Source organism: Streptomyces sp. NPDC030893 (assembly GCF_055571535.1).
The window spans coordinates 13,759-26,517 of the sequence record NZ_JBVIFC010000024.1 but is presented as its reverse complement, the minus strand read 5'-3'; the positions used below and the strand labels follow the sequence as shown (position 1 = coordinate 26,517).

General features: G+C 72.9%; 10 protein-coding genes, 5 tRNA genes and 1 riboswitch. Of the genes, 9 read left to right on the top strand and 6 right to left on the bottom strand.

Features of this window, described 5'->3' with window-relative positions:
* Nucleotides 1-82 precede the first annotated feature (82 nt).
* The 4 genes from ACZ434_RS30555 to ACZ434_RS30540 all read right to left on the bottom strand — a co-directional run bounded on the left by ACZ434_RS30555 (nucleotide 83) and on the right by ACZ434_RS30540 (nucleotide 2,167).
* A tRNA-Phe gene (locus ACZ434_RS30555) sits at nucleotides 83-156 on the bottom strand.
* Between the two features lie 24 nt (nucleotides 157-180).
* Nucleotides 181-255, bottom strand: a tRNA-Asp gene (locus ACZ434_RS30550).
* Between the two features lie 37 nt (nucleotides 256-292).
* Nucleotides 293-365, bottom strand: a tRNA-Glu gene (locus ACZ434_RS30545).
* Between the two features lie 197 nt (nucleotides 366-562).
* Nucleotides 563-2,167, bottom strand: a complete 1,605-nt coding sequence (locus ACZ434_RS30540; RefSeq protein WP_468461565.1) for a metallophosphoesterase family protein — start codon at nucleotides 2,165-2,167, stop codon at nucleotides 563-565.
* Nucleotides 2,168-2,251: 84 nt separating this feature from the next.
* Between ACZ434_RS30540 and ACZ434_RS30535 the strand changes: the two genes are divergently transcribed.
* From ACZ434_RS30535 to ACZ434_RS30520, 4 genes are all read left to right on the top strand, one after another.
* Nucleotides 2,252-2,602, top strand: coding sequence for a metallopeptidase family protein (locus ACZ434_RS30535; RefSeq protein WP_189557072.1), 351 nt, complete (start codon nucleotides 2,252-2,254; stop codon nucleotides 2,600-2,602).
* Between the two features lie 73 nt (nucleotides 2,603-2,675).
* Nucleotides 2,676-3,209: a hypothetical protein gene (locus ACZ434_RS30530; RefSeq protein WP_468461562.1), complete on the top strand. Its 534-nt coding sequence runs from the start codon at nucleotides 2,676-2,678 to the stop codon at nucleotides 3,207-3,209.
* A 248-nt stretch (nucleotides 3,210-3,457) separates the two neighbouring features.
* The gene (locus ACZ434_RS30525) at nucleotides 3,458-5,635 is read left to right on the top strand and encodes a DEAD/DEAH box helicase (RefSeq protein WP_468461560.1); all 2,178 of its coding nucleotides are present in this window, start codon (nucleotides 3,458-3,460) and stop codon (nucleotides 5,633-5,635) included.
* Nucleotides 5,636-5,802: 167 nt separating this feature from the next.
* Nucleotides 5,803-5,875: transfer RNA gene (locus ACZ434_RS30520), tRNA-Lys, on the top strand.
* Between the two features lie 83 nt (nucleotides 5,876-5,958).
* Here ACZ434_RS30520 and ACZ434_RS30515 read toward each other — a convergent pair.
* Nucleotides 5,959-6,267 carry a DUF3040 domain-containing protein gene (locus ACZ434_RS30515; protein WP_468461558.1) on the bottom strand — a complete coding sequence of 103 codons (309 nt, stop codon included), beginning with the start codon at nucleotides 6,265-6,267 and terminating at the stop codon, nucleotides 5,959-5,961.
* Between the two features lie 417 nt (nucleotides 6,268-6,684).
* Between ACZ434_RS30515 and ACZ434_RS30510 the strand changes: the two genes are divergently transcribed.
* From ACZ434_RS30510 to ACZ434_RS30490, 5 genes are all read left to right on the top strand, one after another.
* Nucleotides 6,685-7,689, top strand: a complete 1,005-nt coding sequence (locus ACZ434_RS30510; protein WP_468461556.1) for a HAMP domain-containing sensor histidine kinase — start codon at nucleotides 6,685-6,687, stop codon at nucleotides 7,687-7,689.
* A 28-nt stretch (nucleotides 7,690-7,717) separates the two neighbouring features.
* Nucleotides 7,718-8,377 carry a response regulator gene (locus tag ACZ434_RS30505; RefSeq protein WP_468461554.1) on the top strand — a complete coding sequence of 220 codons (660 nt, stop codon included), beginning with the start codon at nucleotides 7,718-7,720 and terminating at the stop codon, nucleotides 8,375-8,377.
* 102 nt (nucleotides 8,378-8,479) lie between these two features.
* Nucleotides 8,480-9,613, top strand: coding sequence for a dihydrofolate reductase family protein (locus ACZ434_RS30500; protein WP_468461552.1), 1,134 nt, complete (start codon nucleotides 8,480-8,482; stop codon nucleotides 9,611-9,613).
* Nucleotides 9,614-9,677: 64 nt separating this feature from the next.
* Nucleotides 9,678-9,751, top strand: a tRNA-Met gene (locus ACZ434_RS30495).
* Nucleotides 9,752-10,056: 305 nt separating this feature from the next.
* Nucleotides 10,057-10,214, top strand: a riboswitch (cyclic di-AMP (ydaO/yuaA leader).
* An 11-nt stretch (nucleotides 10,215-10,225) separates the two neighbouring features.
* Nucleotides 10,226-11,245 (top strand): M23 family metallopeptidase, encoded by a 1,020-nt coding sequence (locus tag ACZ434_RS30490; protein ID WP_468461550.1) that lies wholly within the window; start codon nucleotides 10,226-10,228, stop codon nucleotides 11,243-11,245.
* A 113-nt stretch (nucleotides 11,246-11,358) separates the two neighbouring features.
* Here the strand turns inward: ACZ434_RS30490 and ACZ434_RS30485 are convergent, their stop codons facing one another.
* Nucleotides 11,359-12,747, bottom strand: a complete 1,389-nt coding sequence (locus tag ACZ434_RS30485) for a PrsW family intramembrane metalloprotease (protein WP_468461548.1) — start codon at nucleotides 12,745-12,747, stop codon at nucleotides 11,359-11,361.
* Nucleotides 12,748-12,759 lie beyond the last annotated feature (12 nt).

Below are 12,759 nucleotides of genomic sequence, written 5' to 3'. Positions count from 1 at the left end.
ATGATTTTGCCGGGGCGGATGTGCTGGACGGATGTACCGGTGCACACAACAAGGCCCCGATCAATGATCGGGGCCTTTGCTGTGGCTGGGGCCGGGGTCGAACCGGCGACCTATCGCTTTTCAGGCGATCGCTCGTACCAACTGAGCTACCCAGCCGCGGTGTTTCACGTGAAACACCAGCGGTCCTGACGGGATTTGAACCCGCGGCCTCCACCTTGACAGGGTGGCGAGCACTCCAAACTGCTCCACAGGACCAAGCGTGTCGTACGACAGTGTCGCACAAGGTGGTGCGTGCCCCCAACGGGATTCGAACCCGTGCTACCGCCTTGAAAGGGCGGCGTCCTGGGCCACTAGACGATGAGGGCGGACCCAGCGCGTTGCTTCGCTGTGCGGCTCCGCAGCCGGAGACGTGAGAAGCATGTGACTGCGCATCCCCCCGAAAGGTTCCGCTTCTCCCTGGCCCCGTACGGGGTTCGGGACGGTCAAGCCCTGACCGATGCCCTTGGGCACGACCAGACTGTACTACGGCTTCCGGGACGCGACCAAACCGAATAGTCGCGGGTCACCGAGGGGCCGGGGTGCTCTCCGCCGGTGAGGATTCCCCGTCCGCCGGCGAGGGGTCCGCGCCCGGCTGGTTCTCCTCGGGGAGGTGGCGGCTGACCTCGGCCGTCGTCAGGCCGAGGCCGCCCAGTTCGATGGAGTCCCAGGCCTGGAGGCGACGGCTGTCACGGTCGAAGTAGAGGATCGACGTCTCGATGGGGTCGGGGTACGTGCCCTCGATGGCGCGCAGCCCGCTGCCGCCGGTGGAGCCCTCGACCCGGAGCCGGGTGCCGTACCGCATGACCTCGGTCTCCTCACGGTGGAGGTGGCCGGCCAGGACCAGGGGCACGGTGCCGTCGACCTCGCGGGCGGCCGACGGTTCATGGGCGAGGGCGACGTCCACGGGGGTGCCGGCGGTGCGCTGGTCGCGCAGGGCGGAGGCGAGACGGGCGCCCGCCAGTTCCTGCGACTGCTCGGCGCCGTTCCTCTTCGAGCGGTCGGGGGTGAACTGCGGGTCGCCGATGCCGGCGAAGCGCAGGCCGGCCACGGTCCTCGCCCTGCCGTCGTCGAGGACGTGGACGTTCTCCAGGTCCTCGAGGTAGCGCTGGGTGACGCGGGAGTCGTGGTTGCCGCGGACCCATACGTAGGGGGCGCCGAGGTCCTCGATGGGGTCCAGGAAGCCGTTCTCCGCGGCGGTGCCGTGGTCCATGGTGTCGCCGGTGTCGACGATCACGTCCACCCGGTACTGCTCCACCAGCGAGGCGATGATCTTCCAGCTCGCGGGGTTGAGGTGGATGTCGGAGACGTGCAGGACGCGGATCGTGGTCGGGTCCGGCTGGTAGACGGGGAGGGTGGAGGTGGCGTCGTAGAGCTTGGTCACATTGGTGACCAGGCGGGCCAACTCCTTCTGGTAGACGTCGAACTCGGTGACGATGCTGCGCGCGTCGCCGACGAGGGACGGGGCGGAGGAGAGCAGACCGGAGAACTTCGGCTCCAGGACCGAGTCGGGGTTCCAGGTGGCGTAGGCGGTGCCGCCGGACGCGGCCAGCAGGACGAGGGCGAGACCGCCGGCGGCGAGGGCCCGGCGCGGACGGCGGTAGACGACCAGGCCGAGCGCGGTGGCGCCGGTGACGACGGCGACACAGGAACGCACGGCGAGGTCGGCGGTGCCGTGCGCGATGTCCTCGGTGACCTCGTCCTGGAGGCCGGAGAGGCGTTCGGGGTGGTCGACCAGGGCCTGGGAGCGTTCGGGGTCGAGCTGGTCGACGTTGACGTCGAGGCGTACCGGGGCGGTGTGGCTGTCGAGTTGCAGGGCGCCCAGCGGAGAGACGTTGATCTTGGTGCCGCCGGTGAGGGAGGGGCGCAGGGTCATCGTGGTGTTCATGGGGCCGACGGGGACGCGCACATTGCCGACGACGAGCAGTCCGAGCCAGGCGCCGAGGACGACCACGGCGACGAGGGCGAGGGCGCGCGTCCAGGGGCGCCGTCCGGGAACGAGGGCGACCGTCGTGGCCGTGCGCGTCGGCGTGGGCCCGGGCCGCCGTGAGCGGTGGCGGCGGGTGAGGGCCCGCGGGACCCGTCGGATGCGGTGGACGGCGTTCGTGACGGCGGAGGGGACGCGGGCCATTGATCCCGTATGCCCAAGTCGCCGTCCGGATATGCGGGTGCCCCGCGCATCTCGTACGGACGGCCCGTGCCCGACAATGGGCCTGTGCTGGAGATGACGCGCGAGATGTTCGAGGAGCTGGTCTCCGAGGCGCTGGACCGGATTCCGCCGGAGCTGATGCGGCTGATGGACAACGTGGCGGTGTTCGTCGAGGACGAGCCGCCGGCGGACGATCCGGAGCTGCTCGGGCTGTACGAGGGGACGCCGCTGACGGAGCGGGGCGAGTGGTACGCGGGGGTGCTGCCGGACCGGATCACCATCTACCGGGGGCCGACGCTGCGGATGTGCGAGTCCCGGGAGGACGTGGTCGCCGAAACGGAGATCACGGTGGTGCACGAGATCGCGCACCACTTCGGCATCGACGACGCCCGACTGCACGCGCTCGGGTACGGGTAGGCCGTACGCGTGTCTTCTTGCGGGTGGCGGGAGTTGGGGAGGTTGACCCTGTACTCCCAACGGAGGTGGCCCCGTGCGCCGCTTGTACGTACCCGTCCGCCTGGCCGTCACGGTTGCCGCCGTCGCCGCTGCCGCCGGCTGTGTGAGCGTGGGTGAGGACGGTGGCGGTGCCGCCGGACCGTCGCACTCCACGGGGAGGACGGGCGGTGAGGCGCCGGACGGAGGCCCGGCCGGGCCGGGCGGCGGAGCCGGGTACGGCGCCGCGGCGGCCGACGGCGAGCGCGCGGACGGCGGCGGGGACGAGGGGCGCAGGAGCAAGGGCGGGAAGGACGGGCCGGGGGAGCCGGAGCCGGCCGAGGCCTCCCCGTCCGCGGGGGCGAGCCGGTCCGCCCCGGCCGGCGGCGGCACCCCGGGGCCGGTCCCCGACGAGGGCCCCGCCGCGCCCGAGCCCTCCGGGTCGCTGGACCCGGAGCCCACGCCGGAGCCGCCCGAGCCGTCGCCGCCGCCGGAGCCGACCGAGGCGGAGCCGTCCTCGTCGGCGCACCAGCCGCCCGGGACCCAGCTGGCGCAGCGGGAGCCCGCGCCGGAAGCGGGGGCGCCCGCCTGAGACCCCGCCCGTGCTTCCGTACGCGCCCGGCCCCCACGCTCACCTGCCGATTTGCTATCGGGGCGCCGGGGTGCGTATGGTGGCAGATCGTTTGATCCTATTTGCCCGGCGCCACTGCAGAGCGCGCCGTGTGGCGCGTACTCTCCCTTACCGTGGTGGACCGCATCGAGGCGGTCGTTATTTGCGAATCGCGAATCACGGAGTTGACGGGCGCGTGCCGAAGAGACTCCGGAAGGTTTCGCATTCGTATGCCCATCGCCAGTACTGATCACGTCGTCGTGCCCGAGAACGCCGAGAACGCGGCGGACACCGACATCGACGTCACCGCCGAGCCGGCGGCCCTCGAACTCACCTTCGCCGACCTCGGCCTCCCCGAGGGCGTGGTGCGCAAGCTCGCGCAGAACGGCGTGACCACCCCCTTCCCGATCCAGGCCGCGACCATCCCGGACGCCCTGGCCGGCAAGGACATCCTCGGCCGTGGCCGCACCGGCTCCGGCAAGACCCTCTCCTTCGGACTGCCGACCCTGGCCACGCTGGCCGGCGGCCGCACCGAGAAGCACAAGCCGCGCGCCGTCATCCTGACGCCCACGCGTGAGCTCGCCATGCAGGTCGCCGACGCGCTCCAGCCGTACGGCGACGTCATGGGCCTCAAGATGAAGGTCGTCTGCGGCGGCACCTCGATGGGCAACCAGATCTACGCCCTCGAGCGCGGCGTCGACATCCTCGTCGCCACCCCCGGCCGTCTGCGCGACATCATCAACCGCGGCGCCTGCTCCCTGGAGAACGTGCAGATCGCGGTCCTCGACGAGGCCGACCAGATGTCCGACCTGGGCTTCCTGCCCGAGGTCACCGAGCTCCTCGACCAGGTCCCGGCGGGCGGCCAGCGGATGCTGTTCTCCGCGACCATGGAGAACGAGATCAAGACCCTCGTCGACCGCTACCTCAACGACCCGGTGTCGCACGAGGTGGACGCGGCGCAGGGCGCGGTGACGACCATGTCGCACCACATCCTCGTCGTGAAGCCCAAGGACAAGGCGCCGGTCACCGCGGCCATCGCCTCCCGCAAGGGCCGCACCATCATCTTCGTCCGCACCCAGCTGGGCGCCGACCGCGTCGCCGAGCAGCTGCGCGACGCCGGTGCGAAGGCGGACGCGCTGCACGGCGGCATGACCCAGGGCGCCCGCACCCGGACGCTGGCGGACTTCAAGGACGGCTACGTCAACGTCCTGGTCGCCACCGACGTCGCCGCCCGCGGCATCCACGTCGACGGCATCGACCTGGTCCTGAACGTGGACCCGGCCGGCGACCACAAGGACTACCTGCACCGCGCGGGCCGCACCGCGCGCGCCGGCCGCACCGGCACCGTCGTCTCCCTGTCGCTGCCGCACCAGCGGCGGCAGATCTTCCGCCTGATGGAGGACGCGGGCGTCGACGCCACGCGCCACATCATCCAGGGCGGCGCGGCCTTCGACCCGGAGGTCGCCGAGATCACCGGTGCCCGGTCGATGACCGAGGTCCAGGCCGAGTCGGCGGGCAACGCGGCGCAGCAGGCCGAGCGTGAGGTCGTCCAGCTCACCAAGGAGCTGGAGCGGGCCCAGCGCCGCGCCTCGGAGCTGCGCGAGGAGGCCGACCGTCTGGTGGCCCGGGCCGCGCGGGAGCGTGGCGAGGACCCGGAGACGGCGGTGGCCGAGGCGGCCGTCGTGGCGTCGGCCGAGGCCGAGGTCGCCCTGCCGGAGCAGCCGACCGCGCGGGACGTCGAGCGGACCGAGCGCGTGGAGCGTACGGACTCCCCGGCGCCGTTCGAGCGGCGCGAGCGCCGTGACGACCGGGGTGACCGTGGCGGTTTCCGTCGCGACGACCGGGCTGACCGGGGTGACCGTGGCGGGCGTTCCTTCGAGCGCCGTGACGACCGGGGCGGTTTCAACCGCGACCGGGACCGTGACCGCGACCGCGGCGGTTTCCGCCGTGACGACCGGGGTGACCGGGGTGACCGTGGCGGGCGTTCCTTCGAGCGCCGTGACGGCGACCGGGGCGGCTTCCGCCGTGACGACCGCGGTGGTTTCCGCCGGGACGACCGTGACGACCGCGGTGGTTTCCGCCGGGACGACCGGGGTGACCGTGGCGGTTTCCGTCGCGACGACCGGGCTGACCGGGGCGACCGTGGCGGGCGTTCCTTCGAGCGCCGTGACGACCGGGGCGGTTTCAACCGCGACCGGGACCGCGGCAGCGACCGCGGCGGCTTCCGCCGGGACGACCGGGGCGGCCACCGCGGCAGCGACCGCCCGTTCAACCGCGACCGCCAGGGCGACCGCCCGGGCTTCCGTTCCGGCGGCCACGACCGCCCGTACGGCCGTCGTGACGACCACCGCGGCGGCGGCTCCTTCGGCCGCCGCGAGGACAAGCCGCGCTGGAAGCGCAACGGCTGACGCGTTCCGCTGACGCTCGCTCACCGAGCCGACCGGAAGGGCCCGCACGACACCCGTCGCGCGGGCCCTTCCGCGTCCGTGAGCGGGACACATCCCGACCCGCCTCCCCGATACCCGATCGGAGACCGGGCCACGTCCCGCTATGCTCGGGGAGGCAACATCGCCAGGGGCCCTTAGCTCAATTGGCAGAGCAGTGGACTTTTAATCCATTGGTTGTGGGTTCGAGTCCCACAGGGCCTACCGAACGGACAGCCCCCGCCCCGCGGTGACGACCGCGGGGCGGGGGCTGTGTCGCGTCCGGGCGGGCCCCGGGACCCGTGGGGTCAGGGGCGCGGCGGACGCGGGGTGCGGAGCGGGCGCGGGGGGCGGCCCGTCCGGCGGCGGTCGGGGTCGAGGAGCTGCACGGCGATGCCGGAGAGCACCAGGCCCGCCGCGATGAGCAGTCCGTCGGGAACGATCACTCCCGCGATGAGCATGACCACTCCGATGACCAGCGCCCACCAGGCACCGGCGCGCCGGTACTCACGGGGGCGGGCCGGCTGTCCGGTGGACAGTGAACGGGCGAACCGGGGGTCGTCGTGCTCGAGGCGGGCCGCCAGGGCGACCAGGCGGTCGTCGTTGGGGCGGGGCACGGCTCCTCCTTCCCAGGGGGTGGCCGCACGGTCACAAGCCGGCGGCCGTCGTTCCGGTACCGCCGGACGGGTGGAGGGTCCGCCGGTCTGCTGCGAACTCGGGCCGCTATAAAGGAGTTTGCCCGTGTGCCGACGTCTCATCCGTCCGGTACCGGAACATCCAGGGTCGCCCGCCGGCACCCGTCCGGTCCATCGGTCGCGGGCCCCATCCCCCAGGGGGAACGGAGCGCACACGCGGCCCCGGCCGGTCGGGGCCGCGGGGGAAAAATGGGGGTTGTCACCGATGGCACCAGACCCTTTCAGCGGACACGCTGGATCCTGACGGCCCGCGCCGCGCCCCCGGTCCGCGGGTCCGTCGCGGGCTTCCGCCGCACCGGGAGCCCGGGCGAGCGGCCATGGTGAGGAGGCGGTAGGCGGGTGCCTCTGTTCTGGCGGATCTTCATGCTGAACGCCGTCGTGCTCGTCGTTGCCACGGCCCTTCTGCTGGGACCCGTCACCGTATCCACCCCCGTACTGCTCACCGAGGCCGCGGTCCTCACCGTGGGCCTGGGCGCCATGCTGGTCGCCAACGCGCTGCTGCTGCGGGTCGGGCTCACGCCGCTGCAGCGGCTGACCCGCGCCATGACCACCACCGACCTGCTCCGCCCGGGGCACCGGCCCGCGGTCGGCGGGCGCGGCGAGATCGCCGAACTGATCACCACGTTCAACACCATGCTCGACCGGCTGGAGGACGAGCGCGCCACCAGCAGCGCCCGCGCCCTGTCCGCGCAGGAGGGGGAACGCCGCCGCGTCGCCCAGGAGCTGCACGACGAGGTCGGCCAGTCCCTGACCGCCGTGCTGCTCCAGCTCAAGCGAGCCGCCGACCACGCCCCGCCCGAGCTGCGCGAGGAGCTGCGGATGGTGCAGGAGACCACCCGCGCGAGCCTGGACGAGATCCGGCGCATCGCCCGCCGGCTGCGCCCCGGTGTGCTCGACGAGCTGGGCCTGGCCAGCGCCCTCAAGGCCCTCGCCACCGAGTTCGGCGGCCCCGGGCTGAGCGTCCAGCACAGCCTCGCCCCCGACCTGCCGGAGCTGGACCGGGAGACGGAGCTGGTCATCTACCGGGTCGCCCAGGAGGGCCTCACCAACACCGCCCGGCACTCCGGCGCCCGTCGCGCCGAGCTCGCCCTGTACCGGGCGCCCGGCGGTGTCGAGCTGCGGGTCCGTGACGACGGCCGGGGTACCGGCCCGGCCCAGGAGGGCGCCGGTATCCGCGGGATGCGGGAGCGCGCGCTGCTCGTCGGCGCCGTGGTGACCGTGGAGTCCCCCGTCGGCGGCGGCACCGAGGTGCGCCTGGCCGTGCCCGTCCCCGCCCGTTTCCCCGCGCACGCCCTCGTTCCGCTGCGGGGCCCGTCCTCGCCCGCCCACTCCCCGCCCCCGTGACCGATGTCCCCCGACCGGAAACGCTGACATGACCGAGCAGGCCCCCACCCGTATCCTCCTCGCCGACGACCACGCGCTGGTCCGCCGGGGGGTTCGCCTCATCCTGGACAGCGAACCGGATCTGACCGTCGTGGCCGAGGCCGCAGACGGTGCCGAAGCCCTCGAACGGGCCCGTGAGCACCGCCCCGACCTGGCCATCCTCGACATCGCCATGCCCCGTCTGACCGGGCTGCAGGCGGCCCGCGAGCTCTCCCGCACGCTGCCGGAGACGCGGATCCTCATCCTGACCATGTACGACAACGAGCAGTTCTTCTTCGAGGCGCTCGCCGCCGGCGCCTCGGGGTACGTGCTGAAGTCCGTCGCCGACCAGGATCTCGTCGAGGCCTGTCACGCCACCATGCGCGGGGAGCCGTTCCTCTACCCCGGAGCGGTCAACGCCCTGATCCACAACTACCTCGACCTCGCGCGGGAGGGCCGGACCCTGCCGGCCAAGGCCATCACCGACCGCGAGGAGGAGATCCTCAAGCTCGTCGCCGAGGGCAACACCTCGCAGCAGATCGCCGACCTCCTGGTGATCAGCCCCAAGACGGTGGAGCGGCACCGCGCCAACCTGCTGGCCAAGCTGGGCCTGAAGGACCGCCTGGAACTCACCCGGTACGCCATCCGCGTGGGCCTCATCGAGGCCTGACCCGTCAGGGGCGCGGGCGCCCGGCCGCCCGGCGGGTTGTCAGACTGGGGCCGGCCGGACCCTGGCCGCGCCCGCCGCCCCACCCTCACCCGGAGTACGCCGATGCGCCGTCCGTACGTCCTGCTGTCCGCCGCCGTCTCCCTCGACGGCTACCTGGACGACACCGGCCCCGACCGGCTGCTGCTGTCCGGCCCGGCCGACTTCGACCGGGTCGACGAGGTACGGGCGGGGGTGGACGCCATCCTGATCGGCGCCGGCACGATCCGCGCGGACAACCCCCGGCTGCTGGTCAACTCGCCCGAGCGGCGTGCCGCCCGGATCGGCGCGGGCAGGCCCGAGTACCCGCTCAAGGTCACCGTCAGCGGATCCGGCGACCTCGATCCGGCGGCGCGGTTCTGGCACACCGGCGGCGAGAAGGTGCTCTACACCACCGACGAGGGCGCCGAGCGGGCCCACGCCCTCGGCCTCGCCGCCGACGTCGTCCCGCTCGGCCCCGCACTGGACTGGCGGCGGCTGCTGGAGCACCTGTACACCGTGCGCGGGGTGCGGCGGCTGATGGTGGAGGGCGGCGGCCTGATCCACACCCAGCTGATCACCCAGGGGCTCGCCGACGAACTCCAGCTGGTCCTCGCCCCGCTGTTCGTCGGCGACCCGGAGGCCCCCCGCCTCTTCGGCCCCGGCTCCTACCAGGGCGGCCGGCTGCGCCTTGTGGAGACCCGCCAGGTCGGCGACGTCGTCCTGACGCGCTACGAACCCACCGCGCCCGGCACGGGTGCGCTGCCCTCCGCCGCCGACCACCACTGGCTGGCCCTCGCCTGCGAGCTGGCCGCCGAGTGCCCGCCCTCCGACACCGCGTTCAGTGTCGGCGCGGTGGTGGTGGCCGCCGACGGTACGGAGCTGGCGCGCGGCCACTCCCGGGAGGGCACGGACCCGGTGGTGCACGCGGAGGAGGCCGCGCTCGCCAAGACCGACCCCACGGACCCCCGCCTCGCCGGCGCCACCGTGTACTCCAGCCTGGAGCCGTGCGCCCGGCGCGCGTCCCGCCCGGCGCCCTGCGCCCGGCTGATCCTGGACGCGGGGGTACGGCGGGTGGTCACGGCCTGGCGGGAGCCGGACACGTTCGTGGCGGACGCCGACGGCAGCGGCGTACTGGAGGACGGGGGAGCCACCGTCGTGGTCCTGCCGGAGCACGAGGAGCGGGCCAAGGCGCCGAACCGGCACCTGACCGGCGGCTGAGAACGGGGCCGCCGGTCACGGGTGTGCGTGGTGTCCCGCGGATGACGTACACTGGTTTCAACGACGCGGGGTGGAGCAGCTCGGTAGCTCGCTGGGCTCATAACCCAGAGGTCGCAGGTTCAAATCCTGTCCCCGCTACTGAAGGCCGAGGGCCGGAATCCGACAAGGATTCCGGCCCTCGGTGTTTTCCGTGCGCTCCGCCCTCCGGCCGCCTTCTCACTCACGGTGATCGCGCCGTCCCGCAGCGCATAACAACTGACGAACCGTCAGGAATGGGCCGGCATCTGAAGCGGGGTCAACTCGCCCGGTTTTGCCCGCTGGTGGCGGGTAAGTCCCCCCGGGATTCGCTAATGATCAAGAGGAACGGCTTGGAATCCGGCCCTCGCGTCTATTAACGTTCGATAACGCAGCGCGGTCGTCCCAGCCGTCACAGAAGGCGGCTCCGTGCGCACGCGCCGAATCCCGCAAGGGAACCGGGGAACCAACAACTTGGGGTGAATCGCGTGGATGCGGCCGTGGAGACACGGCTCGCAGACGCGCGTAGGAGACCTTCCTGCTCCGAACCCGTCAGCTAACCCGGTAGGCGAGAAGGAAGGAAAGGAGTACGCCCACGTGGCGTCCAACCCGCCTGCCCCCGAGGCCCCGTTCAAGCCGAGCGACACCTTCGCCTACGGCGGAGTCCGCACCGACGAGGGCCCCTTCGAGGAGTGGAACCCCACCGCGGAGTCCATTCGCCCCGTACGGGGCCGGCATCGCGTCGCCAAGCAGCGCGGCGGAGGACTCGCCCGCAGCTCCACCGTCCTCGGTGTCGGTGTCATCGCCGCGGTCGGCGCCGGCGGCATGGCCACCGCGCAGACCGGCAAGCCCCCGGTCTCGATCTCCATGCCCGACCTCCCCAACGTGGGTTCCCTCATCTCGGACGAGGAAACGCCCAAGGGATCGGCCACGCCGCTCAGCACCCTCGGCATGACGGAGGCCGACGCCGAGCAGGGCGCCGCCGGCGCCGGTGAGGCACTGCGCTCCCGGATCATGGCCCAGGTCGAGCAGCAGCAGACGCAGGCCGAGGCCAAGGCCGCCGCCGAGGCCCTCGCCGCCGCCGAGAAGCAGGCCGCCGAGGCCGCCGCCAAGGCGGAGAAGGAGGCCAAGGCCAAGGCCGAGGCCGCCAAGAAGAAGGCGGAGGAGGAGGCCGCGAAGGCGGCCGAGGCCAAGCGCCTCGCCGAGCTGGCCAAGCAGTACACGCTGCCGACCTCCTCGTACACCATCTCCTCGACGTTCGGTCAGTCCGGCGCCTACTGGTCCTCCGGCCAGCACACCGGCCTCGACTTCGCCGCCCCCACCGGCACCCTGATCAAGGCCGTCCACACCGGCACGATCACCTCCGCCGGCTGGGACGGCTCCTACGGCTACAAGACCGTGCTCACGCTCGACGACGGCACCGAGATCTGGTACGCCCACCAGTCCTCCATCAGCGTCAGCGTCGGTCAGAAGGTCAACACCGGCGATGTGATCGGCCGCGTCGGCTCCACCGGCAACTCCACCGGGGCCCACCTCCACCTGGAGGTCCACACCGGCGGCTCCTCCTCGGGCATCGACCCGATGGCGTGGCTGCAGAGCAAGGGCCTCAACCCCTGAGCCACCCCCTCTGATCCCTGCCGCCCCTGAATCCCGGCAGTCCCGACGACGACCCCCCGACGTCAGGGCTGCCGGTCAGGTGTTTTCGGGGCCGCTCCGTGGGACCGGACCGGTCAGGAACGGTGGGCGTCCGGGTCGTACGCCGGATAGGGGTGCCCGTAGGGCGGGTGCCCGTGCGCGGGATGCGCGTACGGCGGAGGGCCCGCGGGGTGAGTGCCGTACGGGTGAGGCCCGTACGGAAGCCACCCGTACGCCCCGTGCACCGGCCACGGTGCGGCGGCGGGCGGCGCGGTGAGACGGGCCGCGTGGTCCAGCGCCGGGCGGGCCGCTCCCCGCCGCTGCCACAGCTCCAGCAGCAGCGCCCGTTCCCGGGTCACGAAGTCCGTCCCGGCCTTCCCCGCCCGGCCCCGGTGCCGCAGGAACGCCAGCGACGTCGCGTACGCCTCGTACTGCGCGACCGCGCGCGCCGCCGGTCTCCCGCCGTACCGGCGCGCGTACTGGCGGGCCAGGCGCCTCGCCCGCATCGAACCGAGCGCGAACGGCTCCGCCGGGGTGAGCCAGCCGGCGACCGCATAGGCGGGCAGCTCCTCCCGCACGGTCCGCAGCTCCCGCTGCCGGGTCCACACCACCAGCCAGGTCAGCAGGCCGAACGACGGCAGCATGAACGCCGCGTAGACCGCGAAGAAGCCGTACTGGCCGAGGGTGGCCGAGCCGTTCCACAGCGCGTGCACGCCCATCGCGAGGACCAGCCCGGCGAGCGGCAGCAGCACCCGCCGCCACCGCTGCCGGTCCGTGGACAGCGCGGCGATGCCGAAGCCGATCCCGGTGAGCACGCTGAACAGGGGATGCGCGAACGGCGACATGACGATGCGGACGAAGAACGTCGCCGCGGTGACCGAGGCCACACCGCTGCCGCCGGTGAGCTGGTCGGTGCCGAAGGCCGTGCCGAGATAGAGGATGTTCTCGGTGAACGCGAACCCGGTGGCGGTGACCCCGGCGATCACCACGCCGTCGAGGATCCCGGTGAAGTCGCGTCTGCGGAAGAGGAAGACCAGCAGGACGGCCGCCGCCTTCGCGGACTCCTCCACGACCGGCGCTATGACCGTCGCGCCCAGGGTGTCCGCGCCGATGGGATCGGCCGTCGCCGTCGCTATCCACCGCGTGGCGAAACTGTTCGCGACGATCGCTATCAGCGCCGCCGCGCACGCTCCCCAGGCGAAGGCGAACAGCAGGTTCCGCCACGGTCCCGGCTCCACGCGGTCCAGCCAGCGGAAGGCGGCCAGCAGCAGCGGCACCGGGAGCACGGCCAGACCGAGCCCGACCAGGAAACCTTCCGTCCCCGTCTGCTCGCGGACCAGGGCCAGGATCACCAGGCCGGAGAGCGTGAGCAGGGTGATCAGCGCGCCGTAGCGCACCCAGGGCCGCTGCCACCAGTGCGCGTGCCGCGCCGGCCCGCCGGGAAGGCCGTCCGGCTGCGCCGGGAGCGGAGGGCTGGTGACCACGGGATCGACCCT